Origin of the sequence: Pseudomonas citronellolis, from assembly GCF_029335315.1 — a bacterium.
Taxonomy (GTDB): Bacteria; Pseudomonadota; Gammaproteobacteria; order Pseudomonadales; family Pseudomonadaceae; genus Pseudomonas; species Pseudomonas citronellolis_A.
Genome location: NZ_JARJLT010000409.1, coordinates 1 through 5,309, shown reverse-complemented (window position 1 = coordinate 5,309; position 5,309 = coordinate 1). Strand labels below are relative to the sequence as shown.

At 67.1% G+C, this 5,309-nt stretch carries 3 protein-coding genes; 2 read left to right on the top strand and 1 reads right to left on the bottom strand.

Translation table 11 applies throughout. From position 1 onward, the window contains the following. Positions 1–25 precede the first annotated feature (25 nt). The gene (locus tag P3W75_RS31130; protein WP_276231181.1) at positions 26–664 is read right to left on the bottom strand and encodes a TetR family transcriptional regulator; all 639 of its coding nucleotides are present in this window, start codon (positions 662–664) and stop codon (positions 26–28) included. 146 nt (positions 665–810) lie between these two features. Here P3W75_RS31130 and P3W75_RS31125 point away from each other — a divergent pair, with 146 nt between their 5' ends. After that, positions 811–1,992, top strand: a complete 1,182-nt coding sequence (locus P3W75_RS31125) for an efflux RND transporter periplasmic adaptor subunit (protein WP_276231180.1) — start codon at positions 811–813, stop codon at positions 1,990–1,992. Positions 1,993–2,005: 13 nt separating this feature from the next. Continuing rightward, entirely contained in the window at positions 2,006–5,167 is a 3,162-nt protein-coding gene (locus tag P3W75_RS31120; protein WP_276231179.1) for an efflux RND transporter permease subunit, read from the top strand. Positions 5,168–5,309 lie beyond the last annotated feature (142 nt).

The following is a 5,309-nucleotide window of genomic DNA, read 5'->3' as shown; positions in this document are numbered from 1 at the left end:
TCCTCGCGGCGATCCGCGAGGAAGGTTACGAAGCCGCGCCGGCCTGACCCCAGTCGCGGATCAGCCCGCGGAACAGCGGGTCGAAGAGCTGTTCGGTTTCTTCCACCGGGTCGAACAGCTCGGGGTCGCGCAGCCAGTCGTTGATCAGCCCCAGGATCATCCCGTGGACCGCCCGCGAGGCGCTCTTCGGGGTCACCCCGGGAAGCAGCCGCACGCGGCACCTGTCGCGGGCGAAGAGCTGCTCGCAGAGGTCGATGAACTGGCGGATGAAGGCGTTGTGGCGCAGGATCGCCTCGCGCAGCTCCTCGGTGAATTCGCAGCGTTGCAGCAGGATGGTCAGCACGCGGCGCTTCTGCGCGTTCTGCGCCAGGCTCTGCACCACCTCCACGCACAGGTCGAACAGCGAGCGCACCGGGTCGGCGCCGTCGCAGCCGGACAGGCGCAGCGTCAGTTGCTCTGGCGGCAGGCGCACCTGGGCGAGCAATTCGTTGAACAGGTGGGCCTTGTTTTCGAAGTGCCAGTACACCGCACCGCGCGTCACTCCCGCGTTGCGCGCGATTTCTTCGAGGCTGGTGCTGGAGACGCCGTTCTCCAGGAAAAGCGCTTCCGCCGAGTCCAGGATCGTCTGGCGGGTCTTCTCCGAATCTTCTTTGGTTCTTCTCATGGCGCGCTTAGCTATACCGGCTAGTCTCACTAGTGTCCCCGCAGTTTACTGAAATTTCGAGCGGGAACCGTGAGTTACTGGCGTATGGCAGATTTCCCCCACTGCCGAGCCGATTCGCCTTAGCCGACATTCCATGGAGAGGTTCTATGCCGTCCACCGCCCGCTTGCCTGCCGCCCTGGCCTTTTGCGCCCTGGTTGTCGCGCAGTCCGTCCACCCGGTCCAGGCGGAAGAGGGGAAAGCGGCACCGCCACCGGAGGTCACGGTGGAGGTGGCCAAGAGCAGCAGCCTGCCGCTGAAACTCGAGTATTCGGCGCGGGCGGCCGGTTTCCGCGAGGTGGAGGTGCGCGCCCAGGTCAGTGGCATCCTGCAGAAACGCACTTATGAAGAGGGCCGGCCGGTCAAGCAGGGCCAGGTGCTGTTCCAGATCGACCCGCGTCCCTACCAGGCCGCCCTCGGCCAGGCCAAGGGCGCGCTGGCCCAGGCCCAGGCGCGCTACCGCCAGACCGACCGCGACCTGCGGCGGATCCGCGAGCTGCAGCGCAAGGGCTTCGCCAGCGCCAGCGAGCTGGACCGCTACACCTCCGACTACGAGCAGGCCAAGGCCGACGTGCAGGCGGCCAAGGCCAACGTCGACGCCAAGCAGATCGACCTGGACTACACCACGGTCAAGGCGCCGATCTCCGGCATGGCGAGCAAGGAGGCCCGCTCCGAGGGCAGCCTGGTCACCGCCAGCGACCCGAATACCAGCCTGCTCACCGAGCTGACCCAGCTCGACCCGATCTACGTCAACTTCGCCTATTCCGACACCGAAGCCGCGCGCCTGCGCGACGGCGTCCAGCAGGGCCGCCTGGTGTTGCCCGCGCAGGGCAAGCTGCAGGCGCAGATATTCTTCGGCGACGGCAGCCGCTACCCGGTCAACGGCGTGGTCGACTTCACCGACAGCTTCGTCAACACCGGCACCGGCACCATCAACGCCCGCGCCGTGGTGCCCAACCCGGACACCCACCTGATCCCCGGGCAGTTTGTTCGCCTGGTGGTCGTCGGTATCACCCGCAAGGCCGCGGTCACCGTGCCCGAACGGGCGCTGGCCCAGGGCCCGCGCGGCACCTTCGTCTACATCGTGGACAAGGACGGCATGGCCCGCGTGCGCCAGGTGAGCGCCTCGCAGATGGTCGACCAGCGCTGGGTCCTCGACTCCGGCGTCGACGAGGGTGACCGGGTGATCGTCGACGGCTTGCCCAAGGTGCGCCCGGACCAGCCGGTGAAAGCCGTGGAGGCGCCCGCGGCGCCGGCGCAGCAGGCCCCCGACCAGCAAGCAAAGTCCTGAAGGAGCGGCCATCGTGATTTCGCGCTTCTTCATCGACCGTCCGATCTTCGCCATGGTGATCTCCATCGTCTTCCTGCTTGCCGGGCTCGCCGCCCTGCATGCGCTGCCGGTGGCGCAGTACCCGGAGATCCTGCCGCCGCAGGTCTCGGTGACCGCCTCCTATCCCGGCGCCAGCTCGCAGGTGATCGCCGAAACCGTGGCGGCGCCGCTGGAACAGGAAATCAACGGCGTCGAAGGCATGATCTACCAGCTGTCCAACTCCGACAGCAGCGGCGCCATGAGCCTGACCGTGTACTTCCAGGTCGGCACCGACCCGGACCAGGCCACCATCAACGTCAACAACAAGGTCCAGGCCGCCCTGGCCAAGCTGCCCGAGGAAGTGCGCCGGCAAGGCGTCAAGGTGCAGAAGAAGTCCTCCGACATCCTCCAGGTGGTGGCCCTGTATTCGCCGGACGGCTCGCGTGACCCGGTGTTCATCAGCAACTACGCGCTGATCAACGTGATCGACGAACTGAAGCGGATTCCCGGCGTCGGCGACGTCACCCAGTTCGGCTCCAAGGACTACTCCATGCGCATCTGGCTGCGCCCGGACAAGCTGGCGCAGTACAATCTCACGCCCAGCGACGTGGTCGATGCCATCCGCGAGCAGAACTCGCAGTTCGCCGCCGGCAACTTCGGCAAGGAGCCGCTGAACAAGCCGCAGGACTTCACCTACACGGTGAGCACCCAGGGCCGCTTCACCGATCCGCAGGAGTTCGACAGCGTCATCCTGCGCACCGACAGCACTGGCGCCAGCCTGCGCCTGAAGGACGTCGCGCGGGTCGAGCTGGGCGCCCTGGACTACTCGATGAAGACCACGCTGAACGGCCAGCTCAACGCCGCCTTCGGCGTCTACCTGCAACCCGGCGCCAATGCCCTGGACACCGCCGAGACGGTGCGCGCCACCATGGAGAGGCTGGCCAAGCGCTTCCCCGAGGGCGTCACCTACAAGATTCCCTACGACACCACCGTCTTCGTCAAGGTGTCCATCGAGGAGGTGGTGCACACCTTCTTCGAGGCCCTGGTGCTGGTGATGCTGGTGGTCTACATCTTCCTGCAGAACCTGCGCGCCACCCTGATCCCGGTGCTGGCCATCCCGGTGTCGCTGGTCGGCACCTTCGCCGGCATGTACCTGCTGGGCTTCTCCATCAACCTGCTGACCCTGTTCGGCCTGGTGCTGGCCATCGGCATCGTGGTGGACGACGCCATCGTGGTGCTGGAGAACGTCGAGCGGGTGATGCGAACCGAGAAACTGCCGCCGCGCGAGGCGGCGATCAAGGCCATGGAGGAGGTGACCGGGCCGATCGTCGCCATCGTCCTGGTGCTGTGCGCGGTGTTCGTCCCGGTGGGCTTCCTCGGCGGGCTGGCCGGGCAGATGTACCAGCAGTTCGCGATCACCATCGCGGTGTCGGTGGTGATTTCCGGGATTGTCGCGCTGACCCTGTCGCCGGCGCTCTGCGCGCTGATCCTCAAGCCCGAGCACAAGGAGCCGGCGGCGCCGTTCCGCTGGTTCAACCGGATGTTCGACGCGGCCACCTCGGCTTACGGCGCCGGCGTGCAGTTCTTCCTCAAGCGCGCGGTCATCGGCCTGCTGGTGTTCGGTGGAATGATCGCGCTGATGGTCGTGCTGTTCGGCCGGGTGCCCGGCTCGCTGGTGCCCGACGAGGACCAGGGCTACGTGCTCAACGCCTACATCCTGCCGCCGGCGGCCTCGCTGTCGCGCACGGCGGCGGTCACCGACGCCGTCACCGCGCAGCTGGAGAAACACCCGGCGGTGCAGGACGTGCTGACCTTCGCTGGCCTGAACATCCTGACCAACGCCAACACCACCAGCGCCGGTGTGTCCTTCGTCACCCTCAAGGACTGGAAGGAACGCACCACCCCCGAGCTGGACGCGCGCAACCTGACCCGCACCTTCATGGGCATGGGCGCCAAGCAGCAGGACGGCGTGGTGATGACCTTCAACCCGCCGCCGATCACCGGCATGAGCACCACCGGCGGCTTCGAGGCGTACATTCAGGACCGCAGCGGCGGCACCTCCGCGCAGCTCGAACAGATCGTCCAGAAGTTCATGGCGGCGGCGGCCAAGCGTCCCGAACTGGCCGGCGTGACCAGTACCTTCAACGCCAACGTGCCGCAGTACTACATCAACCTCGACCGCACCAAGGCGCGTTCGCTGGGGGTGGCGATCAACGACGTGTTCACCGCCATGCAGGCGACCTTTGGCGCCTATTACGTCAACGACTTCACCCTGTACGGGCGGACCTGGAAGGTCAACCTGCAGTCCGAGGCGGACTTCCGCCGCAAGCCCGAGGACCTGACCCAGGTCTACGTGCGCGCTTCCAGCGGTGACCTGGTGCCGCTCTCGGCCCTGGTCAGCGTGCAGCGCACCCTCGGCCCGGATTCCTACGCGCGCTTCAACGTGTTCCCGGCGGCCAAGCTGCTCGGCGGCCCGGCGCCGGGCTACAGCTCCGGCCAGTCGCTGGCGGCGATGCAGGAAGTGGCCGACCAGACCCTGGGCGACGATTACCAGCTGGCCTGGATCGGCTCGGCCTACCAGGAGCTGGCGACCCAGGGCTCGGGCAGCACCGCGTTCCTCTTCGGCCTGATCCTGGTGTTCCTCATCCTCGCCGCCCAGTACGAGCGCTGGACCCTGCCGCTGGCGGTGGTCACCGCGGTGCCCTTCGCGGTGTTCGGCGCCATCCTCGCCATCTGGATGCGTGGGCTGAGCAATGACGTGTACTTCCAGGTCGGCCTGGTGACCCTGATCGGCCTGGCGGCGAAGAACGCCATCCTGATCATCGAGTTCGCCGTGATGGTCCGCGAGGAGCAGGGGCTGGGGCCGCTGCAGGCGGCGCTGGAGGCGGCCAAGCTGCGCTTCCGGCCGATCGTCATGACCTCGCTGGCGTTCATCCTCGGTTGCGTGCCGCTGGCCATCAGCACCGGCGCGGGTTCCGCCAGCCGCCATTCGATCGGCACCGGGGTGATCGGCGGGATGCTCGCCGCGACCCTGCTGGCGACCTTCCTCATCCCGATGTTCTACATGCTGGTGGAATCGGCCAGCGATCGTCTGGGCAAGGGCAAGAAGCCCAAGGCCCAGGCGCCCGCGCCCGGCGACGAGGGCGCGGCGCACTGACACGCCAGCGGGCGCTGGCCACACGGCCGGCGCCCGTTGGCGTGTAGGAACGGCGCAATTTTGTGCGACCGGGCCTCTCCTGGCGGCAGCGACTTGTTATGCTTGCGGCTGTTTCGTTAGCCTGCTTTCCAATTCGCCAGAA